Source organism: Anaerostipes rhamnosivorans (genome assembly GCF_005280655.1).
GTDB lineage: Bacteria > Bacillota > Clostridia > Lachnospirales > Lachnospiraceae > Anaerostipes > Anaerostipes rhamnosivorans.
This window is the reverse complement of the sequence record NZ_CP040058.1, coordinates 2,928,144-2,942,199: the sequence shown is the minus strand read 5'-3', so window position 1 is coordinate 2,942,199 and position 14,056 is coordinate 2,928,144. Positions and strand designations below refer to the sequence as shown.

General features: G+C 45.3%; 17 protein-coding genes. All 17 read left to right on the top strand.

What is annotated here, in order from left to right; genetic code table 11:
* Positions 1–40 precede the first annotated feature (40 nt).
* The gene (gene pfkA, locus AR1Y2_RS14545; protein WP_006566089.1) at positions 41–1,030 is read left to right on the top strand and encodes a 6-phosphofructokinase; all 990 of its coding nucleotides are present in this window, start codon (positions 41–43) and stop codon (positions 1,028–1,030) included.
* 68 nt (positions 1,031–1,098) lie between these two features.
* Positions 1,099–2,457, top strand: a complete 1,359-nt coding sequence (locus AR1Y2_RS14540) for a TrkH family potassium uptake protein (protein ID WP_137329622.1) — start codon at positions 1,099–1,101, stop codon at positions 2,455–2,457.
* Between the two features lie 78 nt (positions 2,458–2,535).
* Complete coding sequence (locus AR1Y2_RS14535) at positions 2,536–3,180, top strand: potassium channel family protein (protein ID WP_024726545.1); 645 nt, start codon at positions 2,536–2,538, stop codon at positions 3,178–3,180.
* Positions 3,181–3,241: 61 nt separating this feature from the next.
* Entirely contained in the window at positions 3,242–4,015 is a 774-nt protein-coding gene (locus tag AR1Y2_RS14530) for a TrmH family RNA methyltransferase (protein WP_137329621.1), read from the top strand.
* Between the two features lie 2 nt (positions 4,016–4,017).
* Positions 4,018–4,443 (top strand): NfeD family protein, encoded by a 426-nt coding sequence (locus AR1Y2_RS14525; RefSeq protein WP_137329620.1) that lies wholly within the window; start codon positions 4,018–4,020, stop codon positions 4,441–4,443.
* A gap of 10 nt (positions 4,444–4,453) precedes the next feature.
* Positions 4,454–5,425: an SPFH domain-containing protein gene (locus tag AR1Y2_RS14520; RefSeq protein WP_024726548.1), complete on the top strand. Its 972-nt coding sequence runs from the start codon at positions 4,454–4,456 to the stop codon at positions 5,423–5,425.
* Positions 5,426–5,498: 73 nt separating this feature from the next.
* Positions 5,499–6,305: a transporter substrate-binding domain-containing protein gene (locus AR1Y2_RS14515; protein WP_137329619.1), complete on the top strand. Its 807-nt coding sequence runs from the start codon at positions 5,499–5,501 to the stop codon at positions 6,303–6,305.
* A gap of 11 nt (positions 6,306–6,316) precedes the next feature.
* Positions 6,317–7,000, top strand: a complete 684-nt coding sequence (locus tag AR1Y2_RS14510) for an amino acid ABC transporter permease (protein WP_006565744.1) — start codon at positions 6,317–6,319, stop codon at positions 6,998–7,000.
* On the top strand, positions 6,990–7,739 hold the full coding sequence (locus tag AR1Y2_RS14505; protein ID WP_137329618.1) for an amino acid ABC transporter ATP-binding protein: 750 nt from the start codon (positions 6,990–6,992) through the stop codon (positions 7,737–7,739). The genes AR1Y2_RS14510 and AR1Y2_RS14505 overlap by 11 nt, the downstream gene beginning before the upstream one ends.
* A gap of 78 nt (positions 7,740–7,817) precedes the next feature.
* Positions 7,818–8,471 (top strand): SGNH/GDSL hydrolase family protein, encoded by a 654-nt coding sequence (locus tag AR1Y2_RS14500; RefSeq protein WP_137329617.1) that lies wholly within the window; start codon positions 7,818–7,820, stop codon positions 8,469–8,471.
* Positions 8,472–8,509: 38 nt separating this feature from the next.
* Complete coding sequence (gene argF, locus AR1Y2_RS14495; RefSeq protein ID WP_137329616.1) at positions 8,510–9,448, top strand: ornithine carbamoyltransferase; 939 nt, start codon at positions 8,510–8,512, stop codon at positions 9,446–9,448.
* A gap of 4 nt (positions 9,449–9,452) precedes the next feature.
* A complete protein-coding gene (locus AR1Y2_RS14490; RefSeq protein WP_137329615.1) occupies positions 9,453–10,436 on the top strand; it encodes a biotin--[acetyl-CoA-carboxylase] ligase in 984 nt (327 codons plus the stop codon).
* An 11-nt stretch (positions 10,437–10,447) separates the two neighbouring features.
* Positions 10,448–10,777 (top strand): DUF6145 family protein, encoded by a 330-nt coding sequence (locus AR1Y2_RS14485; RefSeq protein ID WP_137329614.1) that lies wholly within the window; start codon positions 10,448–10,450, stop codon positions 10,775–10,777.
* A 3-nt stretch (positions 10,778–10,780) separates the two neighbouring features.
* Positions 10,781–11,548 carry a type III pantothenate kinase gene (locus AR1Y2_RS14480; RefSeq protein ID WP_137329613.1) on the top strand — a complete coding sequence of 256 codons (768 nt, stop codon included), beginning with the start codon at positions 10,781–10,783 and terminating at the stop codon, positions 11,546–11,548.
* Positions 11,532–12,521: a tRNA dihydrouridine synthase DusB gene (gene dusB / locus AR1Y2_RS14475; protein ID WP_024726557.1), complete on the top strand. Its 990-nt coding sequence runs from the start codon at positions 11,532–11,534 to the stop codon at positions 12,519–12,521. Before AR1Y2_RS14480 ends, dusB begins: the two co-directional genes overlap by 17 nt.
* An 11-nt stretch (positions 12,522–12,532) precedes the next feature.
* Positions 12,533–13,459 (top strand): glycosyltransferase family 2 protein, encoded by a 927-nt coding sequence (locus tag AR1Y2_RS14470; RefSeq protein WP_137329612.1) that lies wholly within the window; start codon positions 12,533–12,535, stop codon positions 13,457–13,459.
* Positions 13,460–13,574: 115 nt separating this feature from the next.
* Positions 13,575–14,054, top strand: a complete 480-nt coding sequence (gene greA / locus AR1Y2_RS14465; protein ID WP_024726559.1) for a transcription elongation factor GreA — start codon at positions 13,575–13,577, stop codon at positions 14,052–14,054.
* Positions 14,055–14,056: the final 2 nt, after the last annotated feature.

Sequence of the window (14,056 nt, the reverse complement as noted above, 5' to 3'; positions counted from 1 at the left end):
ACAAAATATAATTTTATGCTATTATTTGGAGGATTTTAACATGGGAACACCGAAAGTAAGAACAATTGGAGTACTGACCAGCGGAGGGGATGCACCCGCAATGAACGCTGCCACAAGAGCAGTCGTTAGAGTAGGTTTAGAGCGCGGTTTAAATGTAAAGGGTATCAGAAAAGGATATAATGGTTTATTGAATGAAGATATCATCGATCTGACTTCAAGACATACTGCAGATAGTATTTCACGGGGAGGCACCATCTTATTTACTGCCCGCTGTGATGAGTTCAAGACACCGGAAGGACAGAAAAGAGGCGCAGAGGTGTGCCGCGAACAGGGAATCGACGGACTTGTTGTCATCGGTGGAGACGGTTCTTTCCAGGGAGCGCAGAGACTTGCGGAGCTTGGGATCAACACCATCGGAATTCCAGGGACCATCGACCTTGACATCGCATGTACCGAGTATACTATCGGATTTGATACAGCAGTGAACACGGCGATGGAAGCCATTGATAAGATCAGAGATACATCCACATCCCACGAGCGCTGCAGTATCGTTGAGGTAATGGGACGTGGCGCTGGTTATATCGCACTGTGGTGCGGAATGGCTACTGGAGCGGAAGATATTCTGATTCCGGAAAGCTTTGACGGCAACATGCCGAAGTTAGAGCAGCAGATCATCGAACATCTGCTCAGGAACAGAGCGTTAGGAAAGACTCATCACATGATCATCAATGCGGAAGGGGTTGGACATTCTTATGGCATGGCCAAGAGGATCGAGGCAGCTACAGGAATTGAGACAAGAGCTACGATTTTAGGCCACATGCAGCGTGGCGGAAGCCCTACAGCAAAAGACAGGGTGTATGCTTCTATGATGGGAGCCTATGCAGTGGATCTTTTATGTGCAGGAAAGAGCAACCGTATCGTTGGATATCAGAACGGAAAGTTCATGGACATTGATATGGACGAGGGGCTGGCAATGGAAAAGCATGTGGATGACTATCAATTACAGATTGCCCATTTACTTGGAAAATAAAAAGATTTTATGGAAAAAGCGATCTTTTAAAGATGGCTTTTTCTGTATATAAGGAGAAATAAAAGGGAATGAAGAAGATTAAGCCGGTCCATATTATATTATTTGGATTCTTATTTGTCATACTGATTGGGTCTGTGCTGCTGACATTGCCGATCGCGTCAAAGAGCGGCCACGCCACGCCTTATATTGACGCATTGTTTACATCCACAACATCTGTATGTGTCACCGGGCTGGTGGTGGAGACAACGATGACTTACTGGAGTACATTCGGACAGTTAGTGATCCTGGTGCTGATACAGCTGGGAGGTCTGGGTGTTATTACATTTACCACAGGAATGTTTCTGTTTCTGAAGAAAAAGCTGACAATGAAAAACCGGATACTGATCCAGGAATCCTACAGCTTGAATACAATGTCCGGTCTCATAGAACTGGTCCGCAAGATTTTAAAAGGGACTTTTATTATAGAAGGGATCGGGGCGGCATTATTTGCAACACAGTTTATTCCGGAATTCGGTGTAAAATATGGCATTTGGGCATCTGTATTTAATTCTATATCCGCTTTCTGCAATGCAGGGATCGATATCGTGCAAATGGACAGTCTTAGGAGCTATATTACGAACCCTGTGGTAAATTTTACTGTCATGGGACTGATTATCTTAGGAGGGCTTGGTTTCATCGTTTGGAGGGATCTGCTTCGGGTATTCAGGGCACTGATCCATAGGGAATTCCCGCTTCGCAGAGCTTTTGGAAAGCTGAGACTTCACTCTAAGATCGTATTGTCCACCACAGTGATTTTAATTTTTATCGGTACCGTATTTATTTTTATCTTTGAATATGCAAATACTAAAACAATAGGAAACCTTTCTCTTGGCAATAAGCTTATGGCATCGATGTTTCAGTCTGTCACAGTAAGAACGGCGGGATTTGAGACTGTTCCCCAGGCGGCGCTGACCGAGGGATCCTCTCTGATCTCTATGATTCTTATGTTCATCGGAGGCTCTCCTGTGGGAACAGCAGGCGGAGTTAAGACGGTCACATTTGTTGTTTTGGTTTACTGTGTGCTCGTTACGGTCAAGCAGGAGGGAGCGATCCATATATTTAAGAGAACCATACCAATGCATGTTATACCAAAAGCACTGACGATCATCTGTGTCAATCTGATTGTACTGTTGTCTTCTATTTTGATCGTACTGGTATCTGACACCGCATCCTTTATGGATACATGTTATGAATGTGTCTCCGCACTTGGAACCGTGGGTCTTAGCAAGGGATTGACACCGGACTTGAGTGTGATCGGAAGGCTGGCGATCATCGTCACCATGTATCTGGGAAGGGTCGGTCCTGTCTCTTTGGCAGTGGGATTTGCAGTACGGGGTAAAAAGAAAGTATTGGCAGCATATCCGGAAGAAGATATTATTTTAGGATAAAAGAAGATAGAATCTGCTGTGCAGACTGCCTTTTGTGGAATGTGTATTATACAATGTTATTATAAAGGAGTAAGGAAAATGGGAAAATCATATGCAGTGCTTGGGCTTGGCAAATTTGGCAAAAGTGTTGCCTTAAATCTGATGAAAGATGGGGCAGAAGTGCTGGCAGTGGACCAGAAGGAAGAATTGGTCAGGGATATTGTGGATTATGTCACCTGCGCAGTCTGCGCGGATGTCACCGATATGGAAGTGATGAACAGCATCGGTTTGGAGGAGATGGACGGGGTGGTCATTGCCACTGCGGAAAGTCTGGAAGCCAGTGTTATGGCACTGATGATCGCAAAGGAGATCGGAGTTCCGTATATCCTTGCTAAGGCAGATGGAAGGCTGAAAGGAGAGATTCTAAAAAGGATCGGCGCCGATGAGGTGGTATATCCTGAGGAGGAAATGGGTGCCAGGACTGCCTACAATCTTGTGAGTGGAAAAGTGATGGACCTGTTTGACCTGTCATCCAAGACCAGTATCGTGGAGATACATCTGAAAAAAGGCTGGGTTGGGAAAAATCTGCGCCAGCTGGATATCCGTGGGAAATATAACATCAATGTTGTGGCCATCCACAGTGGAGAAGATTTTAACGGGGCGCCGGATCCAGACCAGATATTAAATGAGCGCGACAGCCTGATTGTGATTGGAAATAAAGAAGATTTGATCAAGCTTAGATAAATGGAAGTGATGTCCGGACTGGGGTTTTCCTGTACCGGCTTTAGATAGTGGAGAAAAACTTATGATTACAACATCACAGAATAAACAGATCAAACAGGTGGTAAAATTACTGAAAAGTTCCAGAGAGAGAAAAAAGACCGGACTGTTTGTTATTGAGGGACTCCGCATGTTTCGGGAGATACCGGAGGACCGGAGAGAAAAAGTATTTGTTTCCAGTGATTTTTTACAGGAGCATGGAGAGATACTCCGGGATGTTTCTTTCGAGGAGGTCTCTTCCCAAGTGTTCCGTGAGATCTCTGATACAGAGACACCCCAGGGGATTCTTTCCCTGGTGAGAATGGAGCAGACCCCGATTTCTGAAATAATAAAAAGGGACGGCAACAGCATTCTTTTGCTGGAGAACCTACAGGATCCGGGGAATCTGGGGACATTGATCAGGACCGGAGAAGGAGCAGGAGTCTGCTGTGTCATCATGAGCAAAGATACGGTGGATATCTACAACCCAAAAGTCATACGCTCTACTATGGGTTCCATCTTCCGGGTGCCGTTTTGTTATGTGGAGGATCTGGCAGAGATGGTGGAACTGTTAAAGCAGCGTTTCATTCATGTTTACGCGGCGCATCTGGATGGTACAGATTACACGGAAGAATCCTATGATAAAATCAGTGCGTTCCTCATAGGGAATGAGGGGAATGGGCTGACAGACAGAATCGCGGCTTTGGCAGATAAGCGGATCAGGATCCCGATGGAAGGCCGGGTCGAATCATTAAATGCAGCTATGGCCGGAGGACTACTTATGTATGAGGCCAGAAGGCAGAGAAAAGGAGGTAGCTGATTATGTATACGGTATACTGGTTGATAGCGGTCGCTGTTTTCCTCTTGTTGGAAATATTGACGCTGGGACTTACGAGCATTTGGTTTGCGGTGGGTTCTTTGGCAGCAGCCATTGGCGCTGGGCTGGGGCTTCCATTCTTCGGGCAGCTGATATTGGCTGCGGCTGTTTCTTGTATCGTTTTTGTATTTGCGAGGCCGTGGGCCCAAAAATATCTCAACAGCAAGACAGAAAAGACCAATGCAGAGAGCCTGATTGGGAAGACAGGTATTGTTAAAAAAAGAATCATCAATATTAAAGGCCAGGGAATGGTCTACATCCAGGGTATGGATTGGACGGCGCGTTCTGCCGATGATGAGGAAATCCCGGAAGAGACAGAGGTAATCGTAGAGGAAATTAAAGGTGTGAAACTAATCGTGAGCAAGAAGTAGGAGGTGCAGAATGTTTATTTTATTATTGATCTTATTTTTCATTATCATCATGGCGATGCTTTCCAGCATCCGGATCGTTCCGCAGGCAAATGCCTATGTGGTGGAACGTCTGGGAGCATTCAAAGAAACGTGGTCTGTAGGGCTTCATATCAAAGTTCCGTTCATTGACCGAGTGGCAAGAAGAGTAAACTTGAAGGAACAGGTTGTGGATTTTCCACCTCAGCCGGTTATCACGAAAGACAATGTCACCATGCAGATTGATACAGTCGTCTATTTTCAGATTACAGATCCAAAACTTTATTCATATGGAGTTGAGAATCCGATCATGGCCATCGAAAATCTGACAGCTACAACATTGAGAAATATCATCGGTGACTTGGAACTTGACCAGACATTGACATCCAGGGAAACCATTAATACAAAGATGCGTGCTACTTTAGATGAAGCAACAGACCCATGGGGGATCAAAGTCAACCGAGTGGAATTAAAGAACATTATTCCGCCGTCAGCAATCCAGGATGCCATGGAAAAACAGATGAAGGCAGAGAGGGAGAGGAGAGAAGCGATCCTTCGTGCGGAAGGTGAAAAGAAATCCGCCATCCTCCGCGCAGAAGGCCATAAGGAATCTGTGATCCTGGAAGCAGAGGGTGACAAAGAATCAGCGATCCTCCGTGCAGAGGCGAACAAAGAAGCGACCATCAGGGAGTCTGAGGGACAGGCGGAAGCAATCAAACAGATTCAGAAAGCTAATGCAGATGGTATTGAATTTTTAAAGAAAGCTTCTCCAGATAATGCGGTACTCCAGTTAAAGAGCTTGGAAGCATTTGCAAAGGCGGCAGACGGAAAAGCTACGAAGATCATTGTCCCATCTGAGATCCAGGGAATCGCAGGACTGGTGAAATCCATCACGGAGGTGGCCGCGGACGAAAAACCTTCTCTAAGGGACGAAATTGAAGAGAGTTTGACCAATTCTTCAAAATAAGATATAATATCCATTAGTGTGTACTTTTTCAAAACGAAAAGGCACGAATATTATCATTTAGGAGGAAAAAGGAATGAGATTGAAAAAGGTTTTAGCAGTAGGTCTCGCAGCTGTCATGGGGATCAGCTTGGTTGCATGCGGCGGCGGAAATAAGAAAGACTCCAAGGAAAAGACATATAAGATTGCATCTGACACAACATTTACACCATTTGAGTTCGAGGATAAGGATGGTAACCGTGTAGGGATCGACCTTGATTTATTAGATGCGATTGCTAAAGAAGAAGGATTTAAGTACAAAGTGACAGCGGTTGGTTTTGATGCTGCCATGGCTTCTGTAGAGTCCGGACAGAGCGACGGAATGATCGCCGGTATGTCTATAACCAAGGAAAGAAAGCAGAAATACGATTTTTCTGAAGCTTACTATGATTCCAAAGTTGCTTTCGCTGTAAAAAAAGGCGGAAAGACATTTGATAATATTAAAGACAAGAAAAAAGCAGAAAAAGAAGCTCTTTCCAGCCTGAAAGGAAAGACAGTGGCAGCAAAAGTAGGTACGGTAGGTGCCACATATGCCAATGCCAATGCTGATAAATATGGCTACAAGGTAAGACAGTTTAAGGATTCACCAACCATGTACCAGGCAGTATTAACTGGAAACGCAGCGGCATGCTTTGAAGATTTTCCGGTAATTTCTTACCAGATCGGACAGAAGAATCTGAAATTACAGGTTGCTTTCACATCTGAGAGCGGAAGCCAGTATGGATTTGCTGTAAAGAAGGGCAAAAATTCTGAGCTTGTAGAGAAGTTTAACAGCGGTTTAAAGAAGATCAAAGACAACGGAAAATATCAGGAAATCGTTGATAAATATACTAAGACTAAGTAGGCGGACAGATTATGAACTTTATAGAACTATTCCAACAGTATTTTCCGTCGTTCTCGACGGCGCTGGGACTGACACTGCAGCTTGCTCTTGCTTCCCTGATCTGTGCCAGCATCATCGGTATTATTTTTGGTATGTTCAGCGTATCAAAAAACAAAATACTTAACATCATCTGCAAAATTTATGTGGATATTATCCGCGGGACTCCTTTGGTCGTACAGGTTTTCATCATGTACTATGGAGTGGCAGGAGCTTTTCTGCAGCCGATGGATTTAAACTGGGATGATTTTGGCGGCCCTTTTGTGGCTGCTGTTGTAGCCCTCAGTTTAAATGCCGGCGCATATATGGCTGAGATCGTCCGCGGAGGGATCGAGTCTGTGGACAAGGGTCAGATGGAGGCAGCAAGAAGCCTCGGACTGCCCTACGGAAAGGCCATGTCAAAGGTCATTCTTCCGCAGGCGATCAGGACAATGCTTCCTTCTATCATTAACCAGTTCATCATTTCTATTAAGGATACCTCTCTGGTGTATGCCATCGGTATCCGGGAACTTACGATGAACAGCCAGATCATCACGGCCAATGAGCCTACATCCGTCATGAGTATTTATGTGATGGCTGCCATTTATTATCTGGTGATCTGCACCATCCTTTCTAAGGTGGCAAATATAGTGGAAAGGAAGTTGTCTTATGGAAAATAAAGATACGAAAAAAGTAAAGGTTCAGGTAAAAGGTCTGGTTAAGAGCTTCGGAGACTTAGAGGTTTTAAAGGGAATGGATCTGGAGGTTGCAGACGGAGAAGTGGTCTGCCTGATTGGGCCTTCCGGTTCCGGAAAGAGTACATTTTTAAGATGTCTCAACCGCTTGGAGACGATTACAGGCGGTGAAGTTGTCGTGGACGGCTTTGATATCACGGACAAAGGAACAGATATTAACAAAGTGAGAGAGAATATTGGTATGGTATTCCAGCATTTTAATCTGTTTCCTCATAAAACGGTCTTAGAAAATATCACCATGGCACCGGTCCAGTTAAAGAAAATGACATTGGAGGAAGCCAAGACAGTAGGCATGGACCTGCTGAGAGATGTGGGACTTGAGGAAAAAGCCAGTGTCTATCCGGCACAGCTTTCCGGAGGACAGAAACAGCGTGTGGCGATCGCCAGAGCTTTGGCTATGCATCCGGATATCATGTTGTTCGATGAGCCGACCAGCGCGCTGGATCCGGAGATGGTCGGAGAAGTTTTAAACGTTATGAAGCAGCTGGCGAAGAATGGAATGACCATGGTTGTAGTAACACATGAGATGGGATTTGCACGCGAGGTTGCGGACCGGATCATTTTTATGGATGCGGGATATATCGTTGAACAGGGGGAACCCCATGAGCTTTTGTCAAATCCAAAAGAACAAAGAACAATTAATTTCCTGAATCAGGTATTATAAAGAAATATGAAACAACCGCTTCTTATATATGGATAAGAAGCGGCTGTTTTTATATAGTGTCACGAAAAGGAGTGTACGATGAAGACGATACTGTGTTATGGGGATTCCAATACATATGGCTACAATCCGGATAACGGATACCGCTATCCGTATGAAAAGAGATGGACAAGTATTCTTGAAAAAAATATGGAGGGACGTGCCAGAGTGATTCCAGAAGGACTTAACGGGAGAACCACCTGCTTTGAGGACGAGATCCGTCCCGGCAGGAATGGATACGCATATTTGGAACCGTGTCTCCACTCCCATGGGCCTGTAGATTTAGTGGTTCTGATGCTGGGGACCAACGACTTAAAGATCCGTTTCCAGCTGACCCCTGTGGATATCGGAAAGGCCATTGAGCGTCTGATGAAAAAGATCCTGGAAGTAACGCCGCAGAAGAGAGAGGACAACAGATCGGCAGATATTCTTCTGGTCTCACCTATTTTAGTGGGAGAGAATATACGCAGTGTCCCTGACGGAGAGACGATGGGATATGAGAGAGCCTGTGAATATTCTAGACGGCTGGCTTCTGTATATAAAGAGTGGGCGAAACTTTATGGGGTTCATTTTTTGGATGCGGCACAGTATGCGCAGCCGTCCCGAAAAGACGCATGCCATCTAAGCGCAGAAGGGCACCAAAAGCTGGGAGAAGCCATCAGTAAGGCTTGTGAAAACATATTGGGTGCTATATAATGATTGTTATGCAAAGCCCATAAAACGGAGGAAGAAAGATGAATTTAAAAGGAAGAAATTTTTTGACACTAAAAGATTTTACCCCGGAAGAGATCAGCGGTCTGCTGGATCTTGCGGCGAAGTTAAAAGCTGATAAGAAAAAAGGCATCACAGGAGACAGCTTAAAAGGCAAAAATATCGCTCTTATTTTTGAAAAGCCAAGTACAAGGACAAGGTGTGCATTTACCATCGGCTGTATTGATGAGGGCGGACATCCTGAGTACTTAGGAAAGGATGACATCCAGCTGGGATATAAGGAAAGCGTGGAAGATACGGCCAGAGTCCTTGGAAGAATGTTTGACGGCATTGAATTCCGTGGATTCTTACATGAGAACGTGGAAAAGCTGGCAAAATACAGCGGTGTGCCGGTATGGAACGGTCTGACGGATGACTATCATCCGACACAGATCCTGGCTGATTTTCTTACACTGAGAGAGCAGTTCGGAGAATTAAAGGGACTGAACTTCGTTTTTGCAGGGGACGGACGCAACAATATGGGCAATTCCCTGATGATCGGCTGCGCAAAAATGGGTGTTAACTTCACCTGTCTTGCTCCAAAAAGCCTCTGGCCAAAGGAAGAGTTGATCGACCAATGCAGAGAGTACGCAGAGGAATCCGGAGCAGCACTTACTTTTACAGAAGATACCGATGCCGTAAAAGGAGCGGACTGTATCTATACAGATGTATGGTGCTCTATGGGAGAGGAAGACAAGGCGGCGGAGAGAGTGGCGTTGTTGAAACCTTTCCAGGTCAACGACGAACTGATGAAAAAAACAGGAAAAGACACAAGTATCGTTATGCACTGCCTGCCGGCAGTCAAAGGCAATGAAGTCACAGAAGATGTTTTTGAAAAATATGCGGAAGTAATCTTCGATGAAGCGGAAAACCGCATGCATACTATAAAAGCAGTCATGGTCGCAACCCTTGGAGAAGACTAAGACAATGAAAGAAAAGATTCTCAGGGAATTAAAGGCAGGCGAAAGTTATATATCCGGCCAGGAGCTGTGCCAAAAATTCGGAGTTTCAAGAACCGCGGTCTGGAAACATATCAAAGCTTTGAAGGAAGAAGGATATGTGATTGATTCTGTCAGCAACAAGGGCTATAAGCTGGTCCGATGTCCGGACGTACTTACCGCTGAAGATATCAAAAGCAGTCTTTCGACTACCTGGCTGGGAAGAACGGTAAAGGTTATGAAGACTGTGGATTCCACCAATCTGGAGGCGAAAAGGCTTGCGGAAGCAGGGGCCTTACATGGGACGCTTGTAACGGCAGAAGAGCAGACCTCCGGGAAGGGAAGAAGAGGACGGTCATGGATATCCGTACCGGGTCAGGGTGTGTGGATGAGCTTTGTGCTGAGGCCGGATATTGAGCTTGAAAACAGTTCTATGCTGACTCTTGTGGCAGCGTTGGCTGTAGAAAAGGGGATCAAAGATGCGGCGGGTATTGACGGACGCATCAAATGGCCCAATGATGTATTGGTCAATGGCAAAAAGGTCTGCGGGATCCTCACGGAGCTGAGCGCTCAGATGGATGAACTGAACTATATTGTGGTAGGCATTGGGATCAATGCAAATATTGGACAGTTCCCGGAGGAGGTCAGGGACAAGGCCACTTCCCTGCTTGCAGAGACGGGAGAAACAGTGGACCGTACTAGACTGCTATGTCAAGTTTTGAAGCATTTTGAGCAGGACTATGAGCTATTTAAAAAAACGGAAGATTTTTCTGAACTGATGGAGGAATACAATGGATTTCTCGCCCACTTCGGCCAGGAGATCAAAGTTGTGCGGGGAAAGGACGAGTATATCTGCCGGTCCGAAGGGATCAACCGCCGGGGTGAGCTCAGAGTGGTAGATTCCCTTGGACGGACGCAGGAGATTTTCTCCGGGGAGGTATCCATCAGAGGAATCCATGGCTACAGTGTATGACAGGAGGAAGTATGTATCAGGAAACGATTACCCTATGCGGCTCTAACGGATATGAGAAGAAATATTATCTCAATGAGGATTTTGAATCTGTTCCCCAGCAGATCAAGGATGAACTAAAGATTGCCTGTGTGTTGTATACAGAAGAGATCGGGGGAATTTTGACACTGGAGTTTGACGAAAACGGAAAATTGTTATTTAAGACAACAGCCGCGGACAATGATTTTTTTTATGATGAAATCGGAAGTGCACTGAAGATAAAAGAAATGCAGCGTGACAGAGCGGATCTTTGGGAATCGCTGGAGTTATTTTTTCGGGTGTTTTTTCTGGGAGAAGAGGTATAAGCAATGTTATTGACTATGGATGTGGGAAATACCAATATCACAGCTGGCATTTTTGTGGATAAGGATCTGGTGGAAATGTTTCGTATTACGACGAAGCTGCCAAGGACTTCTGATGAATTTGGAATTTTAATTCGGGATATGATAGCAGCCAAGGGACTGAACACAAAAGGAATCCGTGCGGCTATTATCGGGTCAGTGGTGCCGAATATCATGTACTCTCTGACCAACGGGATCATCAAATATTTTGATGTGACACCTGTGATCGTGGGTCCAGGTATCAAGACCGGGATCAACCTTGGACGGCTGAATCCGAGGGAAGTGGGTGCAGACCGGATCGTGGATTTGGTGGCAGCCTATGAGATCTATGGAGGACCAACTTTGGTGATTGATTACGGCACTGCAACCACCTATGATGTGGTTACGGAGGACGGAGTATTTTTAGCCGGTGTGACAGCGCCGGGGATCCGCACTTCTGCCAACGCTCTCTGGAAGGGAGCGGCCAGACTTCCTGAAATAGAGATAAAGACGCCGGAGAGTATCCTGGCCACTAATACGATTACGAGCATGCAGGCAGGACTTATGTACGGGGTCATCGGAGAGACAAAATATATCATTGAGCAGATGAAGAAGGAAACTGGATTTGAGGACATGAAAGTTGTGGCCACTGGCGGTCTGGGAAAAATGATCTCCAGGGAGGTTCCGGAGATTAACTGTTTTGATGATACACTGACATTGAAGGGATTGCGGATTATTTATGAAAAGCAGCAGTAGATTAAAGCCATTGGCCATTGGGGATATTAAAATAGAACATCCCTTTGTGCTGGCACCTATGGCAGGGGTCACGGATCTTCCTTACCGGCTCTTATGTAAGGAGATGGGGGCTGGGCTTCTCTGTACGGAGATGGTCAGTGCCAAGGGAATGTACTACAACAGCCCCAACACAGGTCCTCTTCTTGCAAAAGAGGAAAAAGAAAGGCCCATTGCAGCCCAGATTTTTGGTTCCGATCCCGAACTGATGGCAGACATGGCTGTCAGGATCGAGGATATGGGTTTTGACATCATTGACATCAACATGGGCTGTCCGGTCCCAAAGATCGTCAACAATGGAGACGGGTCAGCTTTAATGAAAAATCCTGAGCTTGCCGGACGGATTATCCGGGCCATGTCAGATAAGCTTCACGTTCCGGTTACCGTAAAGATCCGGAAAGGTTTTGATGACCAGCACATCAATGCGGTGGAAATGGCAAAGATCGCAGAACAAAGCGGAGCGGCAGCGGTGGCTGTGCACGGCAGGACAAGGGAGCAGTATTATTCCGGGAAAGCAGATTGGGACATTATAAGGCAGGTCAAAGAGGCAGTTTCTATTCCAGTCATAGGAAACGGGGATATCAATTCACCGCTGGATGCGGAGAGGATGCTGGATGAAACTGGATGTGACGGCCTGATGATTGCCAGAGGCGCCAAAGGAAACCCCTGGATTTTTAAGGAACTCAGTCATTATTTTGAGACAGGGGAACTCCTTGACAGGCCGGACATGGAAGAGATCATCCAGATGGTTCTTAGGCATGCCAGGATGATGATCGACTGTAAGGGAGAATACATTGGGATTCGGGAGATGAGAAAACATGTGTCGTGGTATACGCATGGACTTGCCGGAGCAGCAAAGCTGAGAGATCAGGTAAATCATGCGGAAAGTATCGGGAAGCTGGCTGAACTTCTGAGCGGATACAAAAACGAAGGATAGGAGGGCTTGGTATGGAAGTATGTACATGTATAGTGCCGTGTTTTAATGAAGAAGAGGCTATACCCTATTATTATGAAGAAATGCAGAAGGTCATGCAGAAAGTCCCTGAACTGGATTTTGAATTGCTGTTTGTGGATGACGGAAGCTGTGACGGGACACTTAAGATATTGAAAGAACTTGCTCAAAAGGATTCTGGAGTCAGGTATATTTCTTTTTCAAGAAACTTTGGAAAGGAAGCAGCACTTTACGCAGGGCTTCAGAATGCAGGCGGAGATTATGCAGTGACGATGGATGTGGATCTACAGGATCCTCCGTCATTGATTCCGGAAATGTATAAGGTGATTCAGCAAGGCGAGTACGACAGCGTTGCTACCAGGCGAGTAACAAGAAAAGGGGAGCCTAAGATCCGGTCATTTTTTGCGAGGAAGTTTTATCAGATTATTAATAAGATGTCAGATGCGGATATTGTTGATGGTGCCAGAGATTTTCGATTTATGAAGCGGTCTATGGTGGATGCTATTCTATCAATGAAGGAATACAACCGGTTTTCAAAAGGTATTTTTGGATGGGTCGGATTTAAAACAAAATGGCTTGAGTATGAAAATGTTGAACGGGTAGTCGGAGAAACCAAATGGTCATTCTGGAAACTATTTCGTTATGCTTTAGAAGGAATTATTGCTTTTTCAACGACACCTCTGTCAATCGTATCCGTCATTGGAATGGTGATTTGCTTTTTGTCGTTTATCCTTTTGCTCGTGATTATTATTAGGGCATTATTGGTTGGTGATCCAGTAGCGGGCTGGCCCTCTCTGGTGTGTATTATAACATCTTTGGGTGGAGTACAGCTTCTATGTACTGGTATTGTAGGATTGTACTTATCAAAAGCATACCTGGAGACGAAAAACAGGCCGATCTACATTGTAAAAGAGAAAAACTAAAGAAAGAGAACATCCTTAGTTGACAAACAAATTACCGCTGAGATATAATTTACGGATGAGCGTGTACGAACCAGACGGACAGAAGGATTGATATAGAAGGAAAGGAAGCGAAAATATGGCAGAAGCAAAAAAGAATATTCTGACTCAGGAGGGCTTAAAGACATTAGAGGATGAATTACAGGATTTAAAAGTTGTCAAAAGAAAAGAAGTAGCCCAGAAGATCAAAGAAGCGAGAGAGCAGGGAGACTTATCAGAGAATGCCGAGTACGATGCTGCGAAAGATGAGCAGAGGGACATTGAGGCAAGGATCGAAGAATTAGAACAGATCCTGAAAAATGCGGAGGTGATCGATGAGGAATTTCAGCACGGTGTCATCAGCCTTGGCTGCCTTGTAAAGTTAGAAGACATCACATTTGATGAAGAAGTTACTTATCATATCGTCGGTTCCACAGAGGCTGATATTCTGAATAACAAGATTTCCAATGAAGCACCGATTGGCAAGGCACTGCTCGGGGCGAAGATCGGAGATGTGGTGGAAGTGGAAGGCGTAGGCCAGGTGAATAAATATAAAGTTTTAGACGTTAAGAGAAAGTAAGA

Excerpts from the sequence above, each read along its gene's own strand:
- AR1Y2_RS14500 (WP_137329617.1), top strand. The coding sequence starts at position 7,818 with ATGAAGACGATACTGTGTTATGGGGATTCCAATACATATGGCTACAAT.
- argF (WP_137329616.1), top strand. The coding sequence starts at position 8,510 with ATGAATTTAAAAGGAAGAAATTTTTTGACACTAAAAGATTTTACCCCG.
- AR1Y2_RS14530 (WP_137329621.1), top strand. The coding sequence starts at position 3,242 with ATGATTACAACATCACAGAATAAACAGATCAAACAGGTGGTAAAATTA.
- greA (WP_024726559.1), top strand. The coding sequence starts at position 13,575 with ATGGCAGAAGCAAAAAAGAATATTCTGACTCAGGAGGGCTTAAAGACA.
- AR1Y2_RS14520 (WP_024726548.1), top strand. The coding sequence starts at position 4,454 with ATGTTTATTTTATTATTGATCTTATTTTTCATTATCATCATGGCGATG.
- AR1Y2_RS14525 (WP_137329620.1), top strand. The coding sequence starts at position 4,018 with ATGTATACGGTATACTGGTTGATAGCGGTCGCTGTTTTCCTCTTGTTG.
- dusB (WP_024726557.1), top strand. The coding sequence starts at position 11,532 with ATGAAAAGCAGCAGTAGATTAAAGCCATTGGCCATTGGGGATATTAAA.
- AR1Y2_RS14470 (WP_137329612.1), top strand. The coding sequence starts at position 12,533 with ATGGAAGTATGTACATGTATAGTGCCGTGTTTTAATGAAGAAGAGGCT.
- AR1Y2_RS14480 (WP_137329613.1), top strand. The coding sequence starts at position 10,781 with ATGTTATTGACTATGGATGTGGGAAATACCAATATCACAGCTGGCATT.
- AR1Y2_RS14540 (WP_137329622.1), top strand. The coding sequence starts at position 1,099 with ATGAAGAAGATTAAGCCGGTCCATATTATATTATTTGGATTCTTATTT.
- AR1Y2_RS14505 (WP_137329618.1), top strand. The coding sequence starts at position 6,990 with ATGGAAAATAAAGATACGAAAAAAGTAAAGGTTCAGGTAAAAGGTCTG.
- AR1Y2_RS14490 (WP_137329615.1), top strand. The coding sequence starts at position 9,453 with ATGAAAGAAAAGATTCTCAGGGAATTAAAGGCAGGCGAAAGTTATATA.
- AR1Y2_RS14485 (WP_137329614.1), top strand. The coding sequence starts at position 10,448 with ATGTATCAGGAAACGATTACCCTATGCGGCTCTAACGGATATGAGAAG.
- AR1Y2_RS14535 (WP_024726545.1), top strand. The coding sequence starts at position 2,536 with ATGGGAAAATCATATGCAGTGCTTGGGCTTGGCAAATTTGGCAAAAGT.
- AR1Y2_RS14510 (WP_006565744.1), top strand. The coding sequence starts at position 6,317 with ATGAACTTTATAGAACTATTCCAACAGTATTTTCCGTCGTTCTCGACG.
- AR1Y2_RS14515 (WP_137329619.1), top strand. The coding sequence starts at position 5,499 with ATGAGATTGAAAAAGGTTTTAGCAGTAGGTCTCGCAGCTGTCATGGGG.
- pfkA (WP_006566089.1), top strand. The coding sequence starts at position 41 with ATGGGAACACCGAAAGTAAGAACAATTGGAGTACTGACCAGCGGAGGG.